The 17,389-nt window shown below is 65.2% G+C and carries 17 protein-coding genes and 1 tRNA gene; 10 read left to right on the top strand and 8 right to left on the bottom strand.

Annotation, left to right across the window (positions count from 1 at the left end; translation table 11 throughout):
- Positions 1 to 38: 38 nt before the first annotated feature.
- The gene (locus MUG95_RS00320; protein WP_247009078.1) at positions 39 to 449 is read right to left on the bottom strand and encodes a cupin domain-containing protein; all 411 of its coding nucleotides are present in this window, start codon (positions 447 to 449) and stop codon (positions 39 to 41) included.
- A gap of 306 nt (positions 450 to 755) precedes the next feature.
- Here MUG95_RS00320 and MUG95_RS00315 point away from each other — a divergent pair, with 306 nt between their 5' ends.
- A complete protein-coding gene (locus MUG95_RS00315) occupies positions 756 to 1,577 on the top strand; it encodes an enoyl-CoA hydratase/isomerase family protein (RefSeq protein ID WP_247009077.1) in 822 nt (273 codons plus the stop codon).
- A gap of 30 nt (positions 1,578 to 1,607) precedes the next feature.
- Positions 1,608 to 2,492 carry a beta-keto acid cleavage family enzyme gene (locus tag MUG95_RS00310; RefSeq protein ID WP_247009076.1) on the top strand — a complete coding sequence of 295 codons (885 nt, stop codon included), beginning with the start codon at positions 1,608 to 1,610 and terminating at the stop codon, positions 2,490 to 2,492.
- A gap of 87 nt (positions 2,493 to 2,579) precedes the next feature.
- Here MUG95_RS00310 and MUG95_RS00305 read toward each other — a convergent pair whose 3' ends face one another.
- Positions 2,580 to 2,774 carry a DUF7501 family protein gene (locus MUG95_RS00305; RefSeq protein WP_247009075.1) on the bottom strand — a complete coding sequence of 65 codons (195 nt, stop codon included), beginning with the start codon at positions 2,772 to 2,774 and terminating at the stop codon, positions 2,580 to 2,582.
- A 178-nt stretch (positions 2,775 to 2,952) separates the two neighbouring features.
- Entirely contained in the window at positions 2,953 to 4,653 is a 1,701-nt protein-coding gene (locus MUG95_RS00300; RefSeq protein WP_247009074.1) for an acyl-CoA carboxylase subunit beta, read from the bottom strand.
- 208 nt (positions 4,654 to 4,861) lie between these two features.
- Here MUG95_RS00300 and MUG95_RS00295 point away from each other — a divergent pair, with 208 nt between their 5' ends.
- Entirely contained in the window at positions 4,862 to 5,113 is a 252-nt protein-coding gene (locus MUG95_RS00295) for an MTH865 family protein (RefSeq protein ID WP_247009073.1), read from the top strand.
- Between the two features lie 65 nt (positions 5,114 to 5,178).
- On the opposite strand, the gene MUG95_RS00290 is transcribed toward MUG95_RS00295, so the two are convergent.
- The gene (locus MUG95_RS00290; protein WP_247009072.1) at positions 5,179 to 6,825 is read right to left on the bottom strand and encodes a class I adenylate-forming enzyme family protein; all 1,647 of its coding nucleotides are present in this window, start codon (positions 6,823 to 6,825) and stop codon (positions 5,179 to 5,181) included.
- A gap of 66 nt (positions 6,826 to 6,891) precedes the next feature.
- The gene (locus tag MUG95_RS00285; RefSeq protein ID WP_247009071.1) at positions 6,892 to 7,383 is read right to left on the bottom strand and encodes a metal-dependent hydrolase; all 492 of its coding nucleotides are present in this window, start codon (positions 7,381 to 7,383) and stop codon (positions 6,892 to 6,894) included.
- A 109-nt stretch (positions 7,384 to 7,492) separates the two neighbouring features.
- Here MUG95_RS00285 and MUG95_RS00280 point away from each other — a divergent pair, with 109 nt between their 5' ends.
- From MUG95_RS00280 to MUG95_RS00260, 5 genes are all read left to right on the top strand, one after another.
- The gene (locus tag MUG95_RS00280; RefSeq protein WP_247009070.1) at positions 7,493 to 7,636 is read left to right on the top strand and encodes a hypothetical protein; all 144 of its coding nucleotides are present in this window, start codon (positions 7,493 to 7,495) and stop codon (positions 7,634 to 7,636) included.
- 24 nt (positions 7,637 to 7,660) lie between these two features.
- Entirely contained in the window at positions 7,661 to 8,236 is a 576-nt protein-coding gene (locus MUG95_RS00275) for a peroxidase-related enzyme (RefSeq protein ID WP_247009069.1), read from the top strand.
- Between the two features lie 114 nt (positions 8,237 to 8,350).
- Complete coding sequence (locus MUG95_RS00270) at positions 8,351 to 9,403, top strand: M20/M25/M40 family metallo-hydrolase (RefSeq protein ID WP_247009068.1); 1,053 nt, start codon at positions 8,351 to 8,353, stop codon at positions 9,401 to 9,403.
- Positions 9,404 to 9,482: 79 nt separating this feature from the next.
- Positions 9,483 to 10,079, top strand: a complete 597-nt coding sequence (locus MUG95_RS00265) for an AsnC family transcriptional regulator (RefSeq protein ID WP_247009067.1) — start codon at positions 9,483 to 9,485, stop codon at positions 10,077 to 10,079.
- Positions 10,080 to 10,234: 155 nt separating this feature from the next.
- A complete protein-coding gene (locus MUG95_RS00260; protein ID WP_247009066.1) occupies positions 10,235 to 12,832 on the top strand; it encodes a heavy metal translocating P-type ATPase in 2,598 nt (865 codons plus the stop codon).
- Here MUG95_RS00260 and MUG95_RS00255 read toward each other — a convergent pair whose 3' ends face one another.
- Positions 12,833 to 14,389: a cryptochrome/photolyase family protein gene (locus tag MUG95_RS00255; protein WP_247009065.1), complete on the bottom strand. Its 1,557-nt coding sequence runs from the start codon at positions 14,387 to 14,389 to the stop codon at positions 12,833 to 12,835.
- Between the two features lie 85 nt (positions 14,390 to 14,474).
- On the opposite strand from MUG95_RS00255, the gene MUG95_RS00250 reads away from it, so the two are divergent.
- The gene (locus tag MUG95_RS00250) at positions 14,475 to 15,416 is read left to right on the top strand and encodes a halocyanin domain-containing protein (protein WP_247009064.1); all 942 of its coding nucleotides are present in this window, start codon (positions 14,475 to 14,477) and stop codon (positions 15,414 to 15,416) included.
- Here the strand turns inward: MUG95_RS00250 and MUG95_RS00245 are convergent.
- Positions 15,413 to 16,300 carry a haloalkane dehalogenase gene (locus MUG95_RS00245; RefSeq protein WP_247009063.1) on the bottom strand — a complete coding sequence of 296 codons (888 nt, stop codon included), beginning with the start codon at positions 16,298 to 16,300 and terminating at the stop codon, positions 15,413 to 15,415. The two genes, MUG95_RS00250 and MUG95_RS00245, sit on opposite strands and share 4 nt — an antisense overlap.
- A gap of 101 nt (positions 16,301 to 16,401) precedes the next feature.
- On the opposite strand from MUG95_RS00245, the gene MUG95_RS00240 reads away from it, so the two are divergent.
- Entirely contained in the window at positions 16,402 to 16,689 is a 288-nt protein-coding gene (locus MUG95_RS00240) for a ubiquitin-like small modifier protein 1 (RefSeq protein WP_247009062.1), read from the top strand.
- Positions 16,690 to 17,271: 582 nt separating this feature from the next.
- On the opposite strand, the gene MUG95_RS00235 is transcribed toward MUG95_RS00240, so the two are convergent.
- A tRNA-Arg gene (locus MUG95_RS00235) sits at positions 17,272 to 17,344 on the bottom strand.
- Positions 17,345 to 17,389: the final 45 nt, after the last annotated feature.

Genomic DNA, 17,389 nt, shown 5'->3' with positions numbered 1-17,389 from the left:
ATAAAAACGCGGCTCACGACTCACCGTCTCGGACCCGTTCAGGCCTCGTCCACCGGCGTCCACGAGTCGGTGTTGATGTCGGGGACGTTGGGCGCGCCGATGGCGAGGATTCGGCCCTCGTCGTCGCCGACGTACTTGTGCCCGTGGCCCACCTCCGGGCCGGCGGCGTAGAACGTTCCTTCGTCGATCGTCCGTCGCTCCACGTCGCCTGCCTCGCCGAGTGCAACCTCGAACTCGCCGTCGAGGACGTAGAACACCTCTTCCTGGTCCGTGTGGATGTGGTGGGGCATCTCGTCGCCGGGTTCGAAATACCAGACGCTCACGACGGACTCGTCCGTCCCCAGCGCGGCTTGGACCCGCCGAGCGTCCAAATCGAGCATCCCGTCGAGCAAGTCCCCCATGTCCATGCGCGGTACGTCTGCCGTGTCGACGACTTCGTAGCCGTCCATGGTAGACGGTACACGCCCTCCGGGGTGCCTGTTGACCCTCAGATATTCGGTTATTAATACCAGTGCGTGCCGGAACCTCCTGCAACTCGACGGCGCGTGGCAGTGGTGGAACGACGATAGCCCCACGGCCGTTGTCCCGACTGGGGGCCGAAACAGCCGTTCTGTAGCCGCGGATGCGGGTCACGCTGGGTCCACTGCCGTGACGAAACCGCGGTGCTGTGGGCCGCCTTCGCCGATAAAACTACTAACGGATTTATTGTTGTCCGAAATACTCATCCCCACGGCGGGAGCATGGGGTGACATTGCATGGAACCAGTCACAGACCTATCAAATGAGGACCTCACCGTCTCGGAGAGCGAGGACGGCCTCGTCCTCAGGGCGACGATAGACCGCCCCGAGGAACGCAACGCACTGAATCAAAACGTCATCGGTGGCTTGCTCGACACCTTCGAGCGCGCCGACGAGGGGGAGACGCGTGTTGTCGTCGTCCGCGGTGCTGGCGGCACGTTCTGTGCGGGGGGCGACATCAAGTCGATGGCGGGAGCCATCGGCCAAGGGTCCCAAGCCTACCGGGAGGGGTTCGCGGGCATGAAGGACCTCATCGAGACAGCCGTCGACACGGCGGCACTGACCGTCGCCGCCGTCGAGGGCTACTGTCTGGCCGGGGGTATGGGGCTCGCCGGGGCGTGTGACGTGGTGGTCGCCTCCGAGGAAGCCACATTCGGCACGCCGGAGGTCGATATCGGCATCTTCCCCGCGCAGGCACTCGTCCCCATCATGCGGACGGTCAACGAGAAGCAGGCACTGAAGTTGCTGTTCACCGGCGAACACATCGACGCCGAGAAAGCCCACGAAATCGGGTTCACGACGGACATCGTGCCCGCCGACGAGTTCGAGGACGAACTCGACGGGATCGTCGACGACCTCGTGACGCCCTCCGCGTTCATGATAGAGATGGGGAAGGAAGCGTTCTACAACCAGCGTGAGATGAACTTCTCGGAGTCGCTCGACTACATGCGCGAGATGGTGACGCTGCTGGCGATGAGCGACGATGCCGAGGCGGGGTTCAACGCCTACCTCACCGACTCGCAACCGGACTGGAAGGGACGACCGGACGACGAAGAGTAACCGACCACCGACTACCACGACACTACAATCATGACCTACGAAACACAGGATTCCATCAAAGGCAACGACCCCGACAGAGCAATTATCTCTGCGGCCCTGACGGGCGCGCTGACGACCCGTGACCAGTGTGAGTCGATTCCGTACACGCCCGAGGAAATCGCAGAGGACGCCGCCGCCGCACGAGAAGCGGGTGCGGCCATCGCGCACATCCACGCGCGCACCGAGAACGGCACCCCGAGCTTCGAACCCGAAGTGTACGGGGAGATATACGACGAGGTGCGCGACCGGACGGACATCCTCATCAACTTCTCGACGGGGTCGACGTTCGACAACCTCGAAAAGCGACTCACCTACATCGAGGAGATTCAGCCGGACATCGCCGCGCTGAACATGGGGTCGATGAACTACGCGAAGTACTCCGAATCGCGGGACGACTTCGTGTTCGACATGGTGTTCGAGAACTCTTTCGACGAGATACGGGAACTCCTGCGGACGATGCAGGACGCGGGCGTCAAACCCGAGATGGAGTGTTTCGACACCGGCCACATCAACAACGCACAGCCCATCCTCAAGAAGGGAGAGCTGAACCGCCCGATGGACATCAACCTCGTGATGGGTGTGCTGGGCGGGATTCCGGCCACGGTCGACAACCTCGCACACCAAGTGCGGCAACTCCCCGAGGACACGAACTGGCAGACGACGCCGATTCAGGAGGACCAGTGGCCGCTGACCGCCGCCTCGCTGGCGATGGGAGGGAACATCCGCGTCGGCCTCGAAGACAACTTCTACCTCCCGAACGGCGAGATGGCCGAGGGCAACGCCGAACTCGTCGAGAAGGCCGCCGAGATGGTCCACAACGTGGGCCGGGAACCCGCGACGCCGGACGAAGCCCGCGAGATAATGCAACTGGACTGAGCGACAGTACGGCCCATCACCACGGCTACCGACTGTTTTGCCACGCCGGAGGGACGAACAGATTCGCGAAGCGGAGTGCGGAAGCGGCTAGCCTGACCAGCCGCCACGGATGTCGCTGTTGATGTTACCACGCCACTGTTCGAAGCCAGCCTCACACGTGGGGTTGGACTTCAGGTGGTCCATGAAACCGGCACCCGGCGAGTCGAGGTGCATCTCACAGAACGGGCAGACGTTCGGGTCACTCCACGTCGTCGGCACGGCAGCAGTTGTTTGCTCCCCCATGAGTGTGTCTGAAAGAAATATATTACCGTACATCAAGTTTTTCGTTTAACCTCTTACACACCCTAGAGCCCCTAATATGGGGGGTATTGGTAACCACCGCCAACGCTGACGGGACACCCTGCTGTTTGGGTTCTCGGACACGGGAGGGCACCGATGACTCCCGGCAGGGAGGGCCGCCTCAGAACAGAATCGTCCCGTGGTGGCGGTCCGGGTCGCGGCGGCGTTTGTTCTCGAAGGCCGAGAGACGGGCGAGGAGTTGCTCGCGGAGGTCACCCGCGGGCAGGAGTTCGTCGACTTGCATCTTCGAGGCCTGCTTGCGAACGTCGACGTACTTCTCGAACTCCTGTTTCGCGGACTCGATGAACGCCTCGCGGGCTTCGCCTTCCATCTCCTCTAACTGACCGCCGAAGAGCGCGTGGACGGCGGCGTCGGGCCCCATCACGGAGATTTCCGCACTGGGGAGGGCGAGCGTCGCGTCCGGGCCGAACGAGGGGCCACACATCGCGTAGATACCCGCACCGTAGGCCTTGCGCGTGATGACACAGAACTTCGGCACCTGTGCGTTCGAGGTGGCGTAGATGAACTTCCGGCCACGCTGGAGGATGCCCTCCTTCTCGACTTTCGACCCGACCATGAAGCCGGGCGTGTCACAGAGGTAGACGAGCGGAATCTCGTAGGCGTCACAGGTCCAGATGAACTCGGCGGCCTTCTCGGCCGAGTCCGGGAAGATGGCACCCGAGACGTGTTCCGGTTGGTTGGCGACGATGCCGACCGGCCGGCCGCCCATCCGGGCGAACCCGGTGACGATTTCGGGCGCGAACTCCGCTTTCGTCTCGAAGAAGGACTCCCGGTCGACCACGCGGTCGATGACCTCGTGCACGTCGTAGGCCACGTTCGGGTCGTCGGGGATGACCTGGTCGAGGCCCTTGGGGTTCTTTATGGGTGGCTGTGGTTCCTGTCGAGGGTTCGGCTCGTCGTACTTCTGCGGGAGATAGGAGAGCAGTTGTTTGACTGCCTCGACGGCCGTCTCCTCGTCGGGCACCACCAAGTCGGCACTCCCGGAGTGTTTGGCGTGGACCTCCGGCCCACCGAGGCCGTCCATGTCGGTACTCTCCCCGGTCATCGCCTCGACGATGCGCGGCGAGGCGATAGCCATCCCCGAGATGTCGTCCACCATGATGAGGAAGTCACAGAAGACGGGCGTGTAGGCAGACCCGGCGATGTCGGGGCCGTAGAGGACCCCGATTTGGGGAATCTGTCCCGAGTGGAGACACTGGTTGTAGAACATCTTCCCGCCCCGATAGCGGTCCATGTGCGTGTCGCCCTCCTCCCGTTCGTCGGCACTCAGCCGTGCCCCCGTCGAGTCGATGAGGCGGACGATGGGTGCGCCCGCTTCGGCGGCGCGTTCGGAGAGGCGTATCTCTTTTTCGACACCCATCTGGCCGAGTGACCCTGCCTTGACCGTGTAGTCGTTGGCGGTGAAGAACACGTCGCGGCCGTCGATGCGGCCGACACCCGTGAGCAGGCCGTCCGCCGAGAGGGTATCGTCGTCGGTGTGTCGGGCGAAGGTTCCGTCCTCGTAGGCCACCTCGTCGAAGAGCATGTCGAGGCGGTCCCGGACGAACATCTTCCCGAGGTCCTCGATTTTGTCGTGGCCCCGCTCGGGACCACCCTCCATGATTTCCTGAATCTCCTCGCGGATTTGCTCCTCTCGCTCCGTGACCAAGGCTCCGCTTTCAGTCCACTCGTCCTCGTCGGCGGCGACCCGGCCGCCGCTCTCGTCGACGATTTCGACCGGTCGGCCGAGGTGTTCGGCGACGGCCGTGGCGATGACGCGGGCCGTCTCCTCGTCCGCGTCGGTGTCGACGTGGATGTCCATCGGTGTCACCGCCCTCCGACCGCTCGACACCACTGATTGAAACTAACTACGCGTTGAAAGTTGCTGATTCGGCGCATATGGCAGTGGTAAATTATCCCACACTCAAATAGGTATGGTTTGCGCCTCGTTCACTCACCGAACAGCACGGGCCTGCTGACTCCCGAGTCCCTAATGATTTTACCTCCTTGGTACGAGTACTGTAATGCATATGGTTGACAAAGACGACCTCCGTCAACAGATGGTCGACGCGTTCGAGGGTGCCGACTACCCGATTTCGAGTCCGATGGACCTCGTTCCGGCACTTCCGGACGGTCCCTCCACGACGTTCGAGTCCGGCGACTTCTCGATGACTGCGATGGAACTGAACACGAAGTTGGGCGGCGGCGAGTTCCCCTACGACAGCGCGGAAGACTTCGTGGACGACATCATGGAAGAACTCGAAGACCAGGACCTCGTCTGAAGTCCGCCGGGAACCGCACGCCGCCAGAACGGACTAGATTTTTGCGCCGGACGACACGGACGTGCCTATAGCTCCTCGTCCGAGGGCTGTAGCGGCCCGTCGAGTCGTTCGTCGGCCGCCTCCTCCAGTTTGTACCGCTGGACCTTCTGGGTCGCACTTCGTGGCAGTTCGTCCACGACGAAGATGCGGCGCGGGTGCGCGTACGTCGCGACGTGTTCGAGCGAGAACTCCCGGAGGTCCCCTTCGGTCAGGTCGCTTCCCTCCTGAACGACGACGAAAGCAACGGGTGCCTCGCCCTTGATTTCGTGAGGCGCGCCGACGACGGCGGCCTCCTCCACGTCCGGGTGTTCGTAGAGTGCGTCCTCGACCTCCGCGGGATAGATGTTCTCGCCGCCGGCGATTATCATGTCGTCGGCGCGGTCGACCATCCAGAAGTAGCCGTCCTCGTCGACACGGGCGATGTCCTCCGTGTAGAAGAACCCCTCGTCGTCGAACACCTGTTCGGTCTTCTCGGGGAGTTTGAAGTACCCCTCGAAGACGTTGGGACCGCGGATGGCGATTTCGCCGGTGACGGCGTCCTCGTCCTCGAAGTCGATGTCCGGGTCGACGCGCGGTTCGAGTTGGTCGGTCGAGACTTTCGTCTCTCGGGTCTCCGGGTCGACGAGTTTGATGTCGATGTTGTCGAGTACCGTCCCGATACACCCGGCCTCTTTGCGGACGCCCCGGAGCGGTTCGAGCGTCCCCGCGGGGGCTGTCTCGGTCATCCCCCAGCCTTCGCCCATCGGGATGTCCCACGCGTCCTCGATGGTCCGGCGCACCTCGTCGGCAAGCGGTGCGGCCGCACACGTCACCTGCTGGAGCGAGGAGAGGTCGTACTCCTCGGGGTTCTCGCGGTACTCCCGCCACATCATCGTGTACATCGCCGGGACGCCAGCGAACTGCGTTATCTCGTGTTGTTCCAAGGCGTCGAGCATCGGCACCGCCTCCGGCCGTGGCTGGAGATGCATCGTCCCCCCGTTGTACAGGTAACTCCCCATGATGGCGTTGAGGGCGTAGATGTGGAACAGCGGGAGGACGAGCAGGATGCTGTCGTCGGGGTCGACGGCCAATCCGCCGGCGTCGTAGGACTCGATGGTCGAGAGCAGGTTCTCGTGGGTCAGCAGAACGCCCTTCGGGTCGCCCGTTGTCCCGGAAGTGTAGGGCTGGCAAGCAACGTCGTCGTAGTCTCGCTCCGGCCGGTCGAACTCGGTGCTGGCCTCCTCGACGGCGTGTGAGTAGTTGACCACGCCGTCGTCGCTGACGCCCGGGAGGAGGAGCGTCCCGACTTCGGCCGCCGACGCGAGGTTCTGCACTTCCTCTGGCAGGAGTGGCGACCCGATGATGTGGTCGGCCTCCGCGTTCTGAACGACGTACACCAGCGTGTTGGGGTCCATCCGCAGGTTCAGCGGCACCGGGACGGCCCCGGCCCGAATCGCTCCAAAGTACGACTCCGGGAACTGGAGCGTGTTCGGGATGAACAGCCCCACCCTATCACCGGGTTCGACCCCCTCGTCTACCAGTACGTTGGCCACCTTGTTGGCGCGTTCGTCGACTTCCCCATACGTCCGTTCCTGTCCGAACCCCTCGAATGCGGTTTTCGGGCCGTACCGATGGGCCGCCATCGCTGGCAGGTCCCCCATGTGTCGGAGTGGTTCGCCGTCGTAATACTCCATGATAGTTATCATCAGACTCGGGTACCAAAAGTGTACGCCTGCTAACCTGCCCGGAGTCGGGGGGTTTCAGGGTGGCTGTCCGGCCACGGCCAACACGAGTGCGGTGACGAGCGCGCCGATACCGAGCAACCCGTAGTTCGCCACGGTGTTGCTGGCTCGCGCCACTGCGAGCGTGTAGTTCCGCGAGGAGAGGGGCCAGAACGGCGTAATGCCCATCGGCGTCAAGGCGTCCGCGAGGAGGTGGGCACCGACGGCGAGCGTGCCGATGGCGAACCCGAAGACCACGAGTTCGTTCGACGTGGGTACCTCCGGGCGGCCGCCCAGCAGCCACCCTGCCCCACTGCCGACAACGCCGACGAGGAGCGCGAACCAGACGGTGTGTGTGATGCCCCGGTGTTTCACGAACGGGACGCGCAAGTCGTAGTCGGGGACCATCGCCAGCGCGAGCATCGCCACTTCCCCGAGAATCGCGAGGTCCGCCCGCCCGGCGAACAGGAGCGCGGTTCCCACGGGCGCGTAGACGATGAGCGCGACGCCGAAGTGACCTGCGCGATACACGTCACCGCGTCGGCACGGACACCCAATGAACGTTGCGGGCGGGGCCGCGTGGTGCCGCCGCACGGTTCGAAGGGTGGGACTTTTCGCCCAGCGGTCCCGAGTGTGGACGATGGTCGCGCTCGTCTCCGACGCCTTCCGACAGGTCGGCCCGTTCGTCATCCCCGTCGTCGTCTTCGCGCTGGGCGTCGTCGGCTACGGGGTCCTCCTGTGGTACACGCGCTGGCGGAGTGACCGCGACGCGGCCAAGGATTAAGTCGTCGTCGCCCGACCGAGTGGTATGGCAGACGATACCGAGCCGATGACGCGGTTTCCCGTCCCGGACATCGAGGAGTTGCCCGAGGACATCCAAGACCGCATCGAGGAGGAGTCAGAGCGCGCCGGGTTCACCCCGAACGTCTTCCCCGCCATCGGGTACCGGCCACAGCAGGCCCGCGCGTTCATCGACTACCACGACGCCCTGTTGGAGGAGACGGACCTCGAACGCGAGGAGATAGAGATGATAATCGTCGCCGTCAGCGGAGTCAACGACTGCCTCTACTGCATCGTCGCCCACGGCGCGCTTCTGCGTATCTACGCCGAGGACCCGATGTTGGCCGAGCAGGTTGCCTCGAACCACCGCACCGCGGAGATCAACGACGCCCACCGTGCGATGCTCGACTTCGCGGTGAAACTGACCGAGGACCCCGCCGCCGTCGAGGACGAGGACATCGAGCGCGTGATGGACCACGGGTTCAGCCGGAAGGCGATTTGGGACATCGGGAACGTCACCGCCTTCTACAACCTGTCGAACCGCATGGCCCACCTCGCAGACATGCGCCCGAACGAGGAGTTCTACACCTTGGGACGCGACTGAGTGCGGGAGGCGAGGCGAACGGGGCAGTCCGACGGCTCGTCGCACCGGTCGAGGTGTGAGCTGTGCACCGGACGAATCCGGGCGATTAACACCGTGCGGCACCGGATGGGACGTATGGACGAACGACAGCGCGCGTTTCTCGATGACCTGCTCGAGACGGCGACCCCCTCGGGGTTCGAGACGGCTGGGCAACGGGTCTGGGTCGACTACGTGTCAGAGTTCGCCGACACGGTCCGGACTGACGAGTACGGAAACGCCATTGCGGTACTGGAAGGTGGCACACCGGAAGTCGCGCTCGCGGGGCACGGGGACGAAATCGGATTTCTCGTCCGGGACATCGGGGAGGACGGGACGCTCAAGCTGACCGCAGTCGGTGGGTCCGACCGGACAGTCTCGAAGGGCCAGCACGTACAGGTCCACACTGACGAGGGACCAGTCTCGGGGGTCATCGGTCAGACGGCGATTCACCTCCGAGACCGTGAGGACACCGGGGTCGACGACATCAGCGAGCAGTCGGTCGATATCGGCGCGACAGACGCCGACGAGGCCGAATCCCTCGTCGAGCGCGGCGACCCGGTTACGTTCCGGCAGACTGTCGCCGACCTCGAAAACGGTCGCGTCGCGGCCCGTGGACTGGACAACCGCATCGGTATCTGGGCGGCCGCCGAGGGACTGCGTCGGGCCGCCGAGCGTGACCCCGACGCGACGGTGTACGCCGTCTCCACCGTCCAAGAGGAACTCGGGCTTCAGGGTGCCAAGATGGTCGGGTTCGACTTGGCACCGGACGCTGTCGTCGCGACCGACGTGACACACGCGACAGACGGGCCGGACGCGCCCGGAGACGCGGGTAGCGGCGTCGAACTCGGCGGCGGGCCGGTCGTCAGCCGTGGGGCCGCGAACCACCCTGCGGTGGTCGACGCAGTGCGAGCGGCGGCCGATGACGCCGATATCGAGGTCCAATTAGCCGCGACGGGGTCACGAACCGGGACCGACGCCGATGCGTTCTACACGTCCCGCGGCGGCGTCCCGTCGCTGAACCTCGGTGTCCCGAACCGCTACATGCACACCCCGGTCGAGGTACTCGACCTCGCGGACCTCGAACGGACGGCCGACCTGCTCGCGGCCTTCGCGACGCGGGCCGAAGACGAGTTTACCGTCGACCTCTGAGGCAGTCCACCGGCCGGAGGGCGTTCGACCCGGACGGCGCCCACAAGCGTTTTGCCCGTGCCCGGATTCGACCGGGACAATGCGAGGGCTCGACGATACTGACAGAGCGATTCTACGCCTCCTCCTCGAAGACGCACGCAGACCGTACAGCGACATCGCCGAACGGGTAGACCTCTCCCCGCCGGCTGTCTCCGACAGAGTGGACCGCCTCCAGGACATCGGCCTCGTCCGACGGTTTACGGCCGACATCGACCGGTCGATGCTCCGCGAGGGCGTCCCCGTCCTCGTCGACGTACGGGTCGAACCGGGCCACGCCGGGGAAGTGCAGCAGGCACTCGACGCCGCCGAACCGGTCGACAACGTGTTCAGGACCGCCGACGAGCGAATCGTCTGTACGGCGATAGTGCCGGACGGGAACGTCGGGGCCGTCCTGTCCGACGCGGTGCCGATGGAGAGAATCGACCGCTACGACGTCGACTTGCTCGCCGACACCACGTGGTCGCCGTCACTGGCCGACGCTGAACTCGCCCCAGAGTGCGCCGAGTGTGGGAACACCGTCACGACGGAGGGGGAGGCCGCCGAGTTGGACGGCACCCGGTATCACTTCTGCTGTTCGTCCTGTCGCTCCCGGTTCACGGAGCGGTTCGAGGAGATGCGCGACGGTATCGAGTCCTGACGCGTTCACGTCGTAGGTAGACGCCGCGCCCCGACCGAGTTTGCAACCGAGAGAAGTGCATCGGCGTCTCGCCTTTTGTTCCCCAAATTCTGTCGATTCGACGCTTTACATTCGAAGGGGGAAGTCGCTTGAACGAGGGTGACGTAGGTACACGCATGACAACGAGACGGGCGCGACTCGACTTGACGGGGATGAGTTGCGCGAACTGCGCGGGAACCATCGAGGAGTCCGTCGGCGAACTCGACGGCGTATCGACGGTGAACGCCAACTACGCCACCGACGAGGGGAGCGTCGAGTACGACCCGGACAGAGTCTCCCTCGCGGACATCTTCGCGGCCGTCGAGGACGCAGGGTACGGTATCGTCACGGAGGCGGTGACGATACCTATCACGGACATGTCGTGTGCGAACTGCGCGGAGACGAACGAATCGGCACTTCGCGAGACGCCCGGCGTCGTCGACGCGACGGTCAACTACGCCACCGACGAGGCCCGCGTCACGTACAACCCGGCGGACGTGGACCGCACGGACCTCTACGCGGCCATCGAGCGCGCGGGCTATACGCCCGTCCGAGAGGAAGATGGCGATGAGGGGCACGGTGACACCGACGGGCAAAGCGGTGCCGACCTCGCACGCGAAGAGGAGATACGGCGGCAGAAGCGTCTCACGCTGTTCGGGGCGACACTCTCGGTGCCGCTCGTCGGGATGATGCTGGCGGAACTGCTCGCGCCCGGCGTCCTCCCCGAGACGCTGTTCGGCGTGGCCATCGGCTGGGTCGGCTTCCTGCTCGCGACGCCCGTGCAGGTGATACTCGGCCGTCCTTTCTACGAGAACTCCTACACTGCACTAGTCAAGAACGGGCGGGCCAACATGGACGTACTCATCGCGCTCGGGTCCTCGACGGCGTACCTCTACTCCGTCGCGGCCCTGCTCGGTCTCATCGCCACCGAGGGGCTGTACTTCGACAGCGCGGCACTCATCCTGACGTTCATCACGCTCGGAAACTACCTCGAAGCCCGCTCGAAGGGGCAAGCCGGCGAAGCCATCCGCGAACTGCTGGAGATGCAGGCCGACACCGCGACGCTCGTCGACGAGGACGGAACCGAACGCGAGGTTCCCGTCGAGGACATCGAGGTTGGCGACCGGATGAAAGTCCGGCCCGGCGAGAAAGTCCCCACGGATGGCGTCGTCGTCGACGGCGAGAGTGCCGTCGACGAGTCGATGGTCACCGGCGAGTCCGTCCCTGTCGAGAAGGGTGCGGGCGACGAGGTGGTCGGGTCGACGGTCAACCAGAACGGCGTGCTCGTCGTGGAGGCCACGAAAGTCCGGTCCGAGACGGCCATCCAGCAAATCGTCTCGATGGTCCGGGACGCTCAGAGCCGGCAGCCGGACATCCAGAACGTCGCCGACCGCATCAGCGCGTACTTCGTGCCGGTGGTCATCGCCAACGCCGTCATCTGGGCTGTCGTCTGGTCCCTGTTCCCCGAGGCCCTCGCGGGGTTCGTCGGCGCGCTCCCGCTGTGGGGGCTGGTCGCGGGAGGCCCTGCCGTCGCCGGCGGGACGGTATCGGTCTTCGAGTTCGCCGTCGTCGTGTTCGCCAGCGCGGTACTCATCGCCTGTCCCTGCGCGCTGGGGCTGGCGACGCCCGCAGCGACGATGGTCGGCACGTCCATCGGCGCGCGCAACGGCGTGCTGTTCGAGGGCGGCGACATCCTCGAGCGCGTCCGTGACGTCGACACCGTGGTGTTCGACAAGACGGGGACGCTCACCGAGGGCGAGATGCAGTTGACCGACGTGGAAGCCATCGGTCCGGTGGACGACAGCGTGACTGCTGCGGACGGCGGGGAGTTGCGGCCCGAAGCGGACGAATCGTTCGTCCTCGAAGTCGCCGCGAGTGCCGAACGTGGGAGCGAACACCCGCTCGCCGAGGCCGTCGTCGATGGGGCGCGCGAACGCGGCATCGACCCGGAAGAACCCGAGTCGTTCGAGAACGTCCCCGGGCAGGGCGTCCGCGCGACGACGAGCCACGGCGAGGTACTGGTCGGCAACCGCCGGTTACTCGAAGACGCGGGCGTCGACCCCTCGCCCGCCGCCGACGCGATGGAACGACTCGAATCGGAGGGGAAGACGGCGATGTTGGTCGCACTCGACGGGGCCGTCATCGGCGTCGTCGCTGACGCGGACACGGTCAAGGAGTCGGCCCGCGAGGCAGTCGCGGCACTCGACGACCGGGGCATCACCGTCCAGATGATTACCGGCGACAACGAGCGGACGGCCCGCGCCGTCGCCGAACAGGTCGGGATTCCTGCCGAGAACGTCCGCGCGGAAGTCCTGCCCGAGGACAAGGCAGACGCCATCGAGGCCATCCAGTCCGACGGCCGCCGGGCGATGATGGTCGGCGACGGCGTGAACGACGCGCCCGCGCTGGCGGCGGCGTTCGTCGGGTGTGCAATCGGGAGCGGGACGGACGTGGCCATCGAGGCGGCGGACGTGACGCTGATGCGCTCGGACCCGCTGGACGTGCTGAAGGCCATCCGCGTCTCCGAGGGGACCCTCTCGAAGGTGAAACAGAACCTGTTCTGGGCACTCGGGTACAACACGGCGATGATTCCGCTGGCCTCGCTCGGCTTGCTCCAGCCAGTGCTGGCGGCCGGCGCGATGGCCCTCTCAAGCGTCTCGGTGCTGGCCAACAGCCTCGGGTTCCGGCGGTACACGCCAGAGGAAGACTACCGACTACTGGGCCGGTTCCGGTAGTCAGAGGTCACCGCGCTCGGCCATCGCGCGGACCTCCGCGGCCCGTTCGCGGATGGCTTCGAGTTCGTCGGCGTCTTTGTCGTCGACGTGGCTGTACATCAGCCCCATGCGGTGGTTGCTCCGGAGTTCGTCTTCGTTGCGGTCCAAGAAGTCCCAGTAGAGGGCGTTGAACGGACAGGCCCCGTCGCCGGTCGTTTTCGTCTTGTAGTAGGGACACCCCGAACAGTAGTCGCTCATCCCGTCGATGTAGTTCGCGGAGGCGGCGTACGGCTTCGTGGCGAAGGCGTCCGCCCCGTACATCCCCATCTCGACGACGTTGGGCGTCGTCACCCAGTGGTACGCGTCGACGTAGGCGGCGTGGAACCAGCGGTTGAGTGCGGCCGGTTCGACGCCGTAGACCAAGGCGAAGTTCGAGAGTATCATCAGCCGCTCGATGTGGTGGGAGTACCCCCGCTCGCGGACGCCGTCGACGACATCCGAGACACAGGCCATGTCCGTCTCGCCGGTCCAGTAGAACTCGGGCAGGGGTTCCCGTTCGTCCAACTGGTTGGCCTCGGCCAGTTCGGGCATCTCACGGCGGTAGACGTGGCGGACGAACTCCCGCCAGCCGAGGAGTTGGCGGACGAACCCCTCGACGCTGTTCAGCGGGAGGTCACGCGCCTCGTGTTCGGCCAGCACGCGCTCGATGACTTCGCGAGGAGTGAGGAGACCGAGATTGATAGCGACAGACAGGAGACTGTGGTGCATCGCCCACTCGGCTTCGCGCATCGCGTCTTGGTACGGCCCGAACTCGGGGAGGCGGTCGGCGACGAACGCGTCGAGTGCGCGACGGGCCTGCTCGCGGGTCACCGGCCACTCGAACGGGCCGGGGTCGGCCCAGTCTCCGCCGTACGGGGCGTCCTCGTATCCGCCCGCGAACACCTCGTGGACCCACGACAACACGTCCGCGGTCACGTCGTCGTGGTCGAACGTGGGTGGCTCGGGCGGCGTCCAGTCGTCCGGCGGCGTCTCGCGGTTCTGGTCGTCGTAGTTCCACTCCCCGCCGACTGGGTCGCCGTCGTCCATCAGGTAGCCCGTCTCCCGGCGCATGAACCGATAGAACGACTCGTGTTTGGGCGTCGAGTCGCCGGCGAACTCGTCGAACTGCTCGGGCGAGCAGAGGAACGTCTCGTTCTCCACGACGGAGACCGACCCGCCCGCGTCCGCCACGAGCGAGCGGAGGCGGTCGGCGGTCCCGTGAGTGGCCGGTCGCATGACGCGGAGGTGGTCGTCGGGGTACTCCTCGAAGTGGGCGGCCAGTCCGTCGGCGAACGTCTCCGCTTGCCGGTAGGACACGTCGTACCCGTCGGCACGCAACTCGTCGCGGAAGTGTCGCATCGCGCTGAACACGGCGGCGAGTTTGTGCGGGTGGTACGGGAGACGACGGGCGAACGCCGTCGCCTCTATCAACAGCACTCGTCCGTGGTGGTCGGACAGCGGGCCGACGCACCGAGTCAGCTGGTCACCCAGAACCCAGACCGTCGCCGCATCTGCCGACTGTGCACCGTCGGTAGTCACACACGCGTACAGGGGCGCGAGCCCCTAATACCCAGTGTCGCCGTAGTCAAGGATTTTATATTTCTGGGCGTAAACGACTACAGTTATGACACGGGAGACGCGGCGACGGCGGTTCATCAGGTACACCGCACTGGCAACGACTGCGGGCCTCGCTGGGTGTTCGGGGGGGTCCGACTCTGACGACGACGGTGGGGCGACGACCAGCGACACACCCGAACAGACAGAGACTGAGACGGCAGCACCCGAGACTGAGGAAGTCGACCTGACCGAATCGGGCGACGAGTCGACACCCATCGCGAACCCGGAGCGAGCGGTCGAAGATTGGCTCTCGGGGACGCCCAATTTCGACGGCCATATCGAATCCGAGACGGGGACGACGACAGTCGACGTCGGAGCACGGACACCGAACAACGACTACTTCGCGTACTCCCCGCCAGCCCTCGAAGTCACCGTGGGGACGGAAGTGCAGTGGCAGTGGACGGGCCAAGGCGGCGCGCACAGCGTCACCGAGCGAAACGGGGCGTTCGACAGCGGGAGTCCCCGGTCCAGTTCTGGCAAAACGCTCACACACGAGTTCGAGGAGACTGGCGTCTACTTGTATCGCTGCCGGAATCACGGGGGCGCAGTGGGGATGCGCGGAGCCGTTATCGTCCGCGAACGGGACACGCTCAGTGGCTATCCAGCGGTCGACGACTGGCTCGAAGATTACGAGTACGACGGCCGCCTTGCCGACCGCCGCGGCGAGGCGTCGCTCGAAGTCACGGTCGGTGCGGAGGGCAATGGCGGCAACTTCGCGTACCGCCCCATCGCACCACTCGTCTCGCAGGGGACCGACATAACGTTCCGCTGGACGGGGCGAGGCGGCGGCCACGACGTGACGTGGGAGAACGTCGACCTCCCGGACAGCGACACGACGAGTTCGTACGACAACACGTTCAGCGTGACGCTGGATGAGTCCGGCGTCTACCTCTACCGCTGTGATAATCATAGAACCACGGGCGGTCGCGGTGCCATCGTCGTCGCTTAGGTCCGCTCGACGAACGCGACGATTTCCTCCGCTATCGTCTCACCCTTATCCTCTTGGAGGAAGTGCGCACCGCCCACTATCCACGTGTCCGGTTGCTCTGCGGCCGTCGGGAACAGCTCCCGCAAGTCGTCGCGAGACCCGCGGGTGATGGGGTCCGAGTCCGAGAAGAGGACGAACACCGGCTTCTCCCAGTCGGCGAACGTCTCGCGGGCGTCACCGATGACCGTCGCACCGCGCATCTCGGGGTCGGTAGGGACCCGCGACGGGAGTTCACGGGCACCGGCCATATGGTCCTCGTCGGGAAAGGGTGCGGCGTAGGCAGCCCGAACCGCCTCGTCCAACTCCTCGGCACAACCCCCCTCGACGAGTTGCCCGATGTCCAACTCCGGCGCGTCGGACATCATGTCTTTGAACTGGTGCCAGATGTCCGGCATCGTCTGGCTCCCGTCGGGAAGCCCGGTGTTCATCGGGACGAGCCGGGCGAACCGCTCGGGGTTGTTGGCCGCGACGGGGAGGCCCAGCAAGCCACCCCAGTCCTGACAGACCAGCGTGACGTTTTGCAGGTCCAGTTCCGTGAGGAAGGTCTCAACCGTCTCGTACATCGCGTCGTAGGTGTACGCCTCCCGGTCGGTCCACTTGTCCGAGCGACCGAACCCCACGAGGTCGGGGACGACGACCCGACCCGCTTCGGACAGCGTGGGTATCATCTTCCGGTAGAGATACGACCACGTCGGTTCGCCGTGGAGACAGAGGAACGTCTCGTCACCGTCTCCCGCCACGTCGACGTAGGCCATCTCCGGACCGCCCACGTCGACGTAGTTCGCGTCGTAGTCGTAGCCCGGCACGTCTTCGAACCGCTCGTCGGATGTACGAACCAATCCCATAGCCGACGGACTGCTGCCATCCGCTTAGTGATTGTGCTCATCTCGACAGCCCTCGTGGCATCGCCGGTGGGATTAAGCGGTGGCCGCCACGGGGTTCGACCATGCGAATCGAGTTCGAGGCGTACGCGACGATTCGGGACGCCGTCGGGCAGGGGACGGTCCGAATGGAATTCCCCGAGGACGCGACGCTGGGCGAGGCCTTACGGGCGTTCGCCGACGACCACGACGGCGTTGCCCCGCTCGTGTTCGACGGCGACGGCGAGATCCGGCCGAACGTCAACGTGCTCCACAACGACGAGAACGTGCGGGCCGGAGCGGGAACCAAAACGGGCCTCTCGGACGGCGATACCGTCACCCTCGCGCCGGGCATCGCGGGCGGCAGTGTGTGACGAGTACGAAAGTCACGACTGCCCCGTGTCGGCACTCCGGCGAACGGCGGTCCGGCGGGTACCGCGACAGTTCAAAAAGGCACCAGTGGTTGGGGCGATTCGGCCCGGTCACCCGGGCGAGCGATACCGCGACTACCTACACCATGGCACGCAATCCGCCCGGTGTCGGCATCCGCTGTTCGCGCTCTTCGTCGCTCTCCGACAGTGATTTCCCGTCCGATTCTCCCCGCTGTTCGGACATGGGACGTTCGAAGGTCCCACAGTATCCAATATATACTTTGCTCCCGGTGCAAACTTTTGGAAACAACTTCCGAGCCGACGTGGTTCACTGCTGGCGAGCGGAGCGAGGCGCGACGAAGTGGTAAGTGGGTAGCGGGCGTGTTGGGAGTCCGGCGAGTGAGCGAGTGGGACTACGGCCCGGCCACGAACGTAGTGAGCGGGCGTTCCGGGATTCGAACCACAAGCATCCGCACGCTACCAGCGCGCGGTTCACGGAACTCGCGGAGCGAGTTCCACTTTTTCGCCCACGTTTTTCAAGGAGAGGTTCGCGCTCCGCGCGAACCCGACGCAGAAAAAGGTGGACGGGCGTGCCGGGATTCGAACCCGGGATCGAGGGGTTAGGAACCCCTCGCCCTGTCCGCTAGGCCACACGCCCTGTCGGACGTTCGGCAAGGCGGGAAAAAACGGTTCCGTTCGCCCG

It is taken from the genome of Halorientalis litorea (assembly GCF_023028225.1).
Classification (GTDB): Archaea; Halobacteriota; Halobacteria; order Halobacteriales; family Haloarculaceae; genus Halorientalis; species Halorientalis litorea.
The sequence above is the reverse complement of the archived record's forward strand: the minus strand, read 5'-3'. Positions and strand labels throughout refer to the sequence as shown.